Below are 2,439 nucleotides of genomic sequence, written 5' to 3' on the forward strand. Positions count from 1 at the left end.
GGTGGGCCATGGCGGGTCAGATCCGGTAGCCGGAGCCGGGCACCGTGACGATCACCGGCGGCTCGCCGAGCTTGCGGCGCAGCGTCATCACAGTGACCCGCACCACGTTGGTGAACGGGTCCGTGTTCTCGTCCCACGCCTTCTCCAGCAACTGCTCGGCGGAGACCACCGAGCCCTCGCTGCGCATCAGCACCTCCAGGACGGCGAACTCCTTGGGCGCCAGGTGGACCTCCCTGCCGTCGCGGAACGCCTCCCGGCGGTTGGGGTCCAGCCGGATGCCGGAGCGCTCCAGCACCGGCGGCAGGGCGGCCGTCGTACGCCGCCCGAGCGCGCGCACCCGGGCGGTCAGTTCGGTGAACGCGAAGGGCTTGGGCAGGTAGTCGTCAGCGCCCAGTTCCAGGCCCTCGACCCGGTCGCTGACGTCACCCGCGGCGGTGAGCATGAGCACCCGCATCGGCAGGCCGAGACCGACCACCTGGCGGCACACCTCGTCACCGTGCACCACCGGCAGGTCGCGGTCGAGTACCACCACGTCGTAGTCGTTGACGCCGATGCGCTCCAGGGCGGCACCGCCGTCATAGACCACGTCGACGGCCATGGCTTCGCGGCGCAGGCCGGTGGCAACCGCATCGGCGAGCAGTTGCTCGTCCTCGACGACCAGTACGCGCAAGGCGCTGTTCCTTCCGTGAGCTGTGGGAATCCACCACCATCCTGCACCGGACCCCCGTAAATCGGCGGTAAGGGAGAGCGCCCACGGTCCGAGGGGCGGTACGCGAACGACCGCGGAACGGGACGTCCGGGGGCCCCGGAATTTCCTTCGGGTCGGTGAGGTTTCCGACTCGGGCGGGGTGGGGAGGACGGATTTACACCCACCCACCACGCCTTGTCCCGCGCTTCCCGCGCGAGGGCAGCGGTCTTGACACTCGCGTGTCAACGGAGACGACGAGGGGGCGCACAATGGACGCGTTCACGAATGGAATCCTCCAGCGCATACACAGCACGGAGTCCGATCTGCGCCGGGCCCGCGAAACCGGCGACGACTTCCTCGCCGATGTCGAAGAGGGCGAACTGGACGATCTGCGCCGCCTCGCCGCGGAGCACGGGGTGGACGTACGGCCCAAGGTCGCCTGAACCTCCGGCCCCCCAAGCCGCACGCCCCGGCCACCACGAAGGTGCCGGGGCGTTCGCATGCCCGCACGCAAGGCGTAGGCGTCGTCCGTACCCGCCAGGGCCGGGCCCGTCCGCCGGGCGCGGACGGGCCCGGCTCGGGCCGCCGGGTCAGTCGTGCCAGGCGCCCAGCTCGTCCAGGCGGCGCTGGAGCGGCTCGAAGAGGCCGGGCGGCGCGGCCAGGGTGAGTTCGCCGGAGGGCACGTCGCCGGGGCGGCCGCCGGTGAGGGCGCCGGCCTCGCGGGCGAAGAGGTCCCCGGCGGCGAGGTCCCAGGGGTTCAGGCCGCGCTCGTAGTACGCGTCGAGGCGGCCGCAGCCGACGTCGGCGAGGTCGATCGCCGCCGAGCCGCCGCGCCGGATGTCGCGGACCTGCGGCAGCAGCCCCTTGATCACCTCGGCCATCGCGACCCGGCGCTCGCGCAGGTAGCTGAAACCGGTGGCGACCAGGGCGTGCTCGAAGTCGGGGGCGGGGCGGCACTGTGCCCGGACTCCCTCGACGTAGGCGCCGCCGCCGAGCACCGCCTGGTAGGTCTCGCGGCGCATCGGGGCCGCCACGACGCCGACGACGGTCTCGCCGTCCCGTTCCGCGGCGATGCTCACCGACCACGACGGCAGGCCGTAGAGGTAGTTCACGGTGCCGTCGAGCGGGTCGATCACCCAGCGCACCCCGCTGGTGCCCTCGCTGCTCGCGCCCTCCTCGCCGAGGAAGCCGTCCTCGGGGCGCAGCCGCCCGATGTAGGCGGTGATCAGTTTCTCGGCGGCGATGTCCATCTCGGTCACGACGTCGATCGGGCTGGACTTGGTGGCGGCCACGCCCAGGTCGGCGGGGCGGCCGTCGCGCAGCAGGGCGCCGGCCCTGCGGGCCGCTTCCAGGGCGATGCCCAGCAGTTCGGCGTCCTCGCCGGTGGCGGCGGGACCGGTCGGTCCGGTGGCGGCGGGCGGTTCGCCGGCGCCGGCCGGGCCGTTGGCGGGTGTGCTCATCTGTTCCGGTCTCCTCAGTCGGTTCCTGCGGCGGCGGGCCGCGGCGGCTGCCGCCTGTCGGCGGCCGGGCAGCAGCCCGCGGGGCACACGTCGTGGCTCGGGCCCAGTGCCCCGAGCGCGCAGCGGGCCGGGGTGAGGCCGCGCTCGGTCGCGGCGCGCTCCAGCACCAGGTCGCGCACGGCGGCGGCGAACCGCGGATCGGCGCCCACCGTGGCGGCGCGGGCGACCGGCAGTCCGAGTTTCGCGGCCTTGGCGGCGGCCTCGGTGTCGAGGTCGTACTTGACCTCCATG

At 73.6% G+C, this 2,439-nt stretch carries 3 protein-coding genes and 1 pseudogene; 1 reads left to right on the plus strand and 3 read right to left on the minus strand.

Features of this window, described 5'->3' with window-relative positions; genetic code table 11:
* Positions 1–16 precede the first annotated feature (16 nt).
* Positions 17–670 (minus strand): response regulator transcription factor, encoded by a 654-nt coding sequence (locus tag AC13HU_RS35680; RefSeq protein WP_202236715.1) that lies wholly within the window; start codon positions 668–670, stop codon positions 17–19.
* A gap of 287 nt (positions 671–957) precedes the next feature.
* On the opposite strand from AC13HU_RS35680, the gene AC13HU_RS35685 reads away from it, so the two are divergent.
* Entirely contained in the window at positions 958–1,131 is a 174-nt protein-coding gene (locus AC13HU_RS35685) for a hypothetical protein (protein WP_328470349.1), read from the plus strand.
* 147 nt (positions 1,132–1,278) lie between these two features.
* Here the strand turns inward: AC13HU_RS35685 and AC13HU_RS35690 are convergent, their stop codons facing one another.
* Both AC13HU_RS35690 and AC13HU_RS35695 read right to left on the minus strand, forming a co-directional pair.
* The gene (locus AC13HU_RS35690; RefSeq protein WP_483046151.1) at positions 1,279–2,148 is read right to left on the minus strand and encodes an inositol monophosphatase family protein; all 870 of its coding nucleotides are present in this window, start codon (positions 2,146–2,148) and stop codon (positions 1,279–1,281) included.
* A gap of 14 nt (positions 2,149–2,162) precedes the next feature.
* A pseudogene (locus AC13HU_RS35695) lies at positions 2,163–2,439 on the minus strand (ferrochelatase); the annotation flags it as partial.

This window comes from Streptomyces sp. NH27, assembly GCF_056859195.1.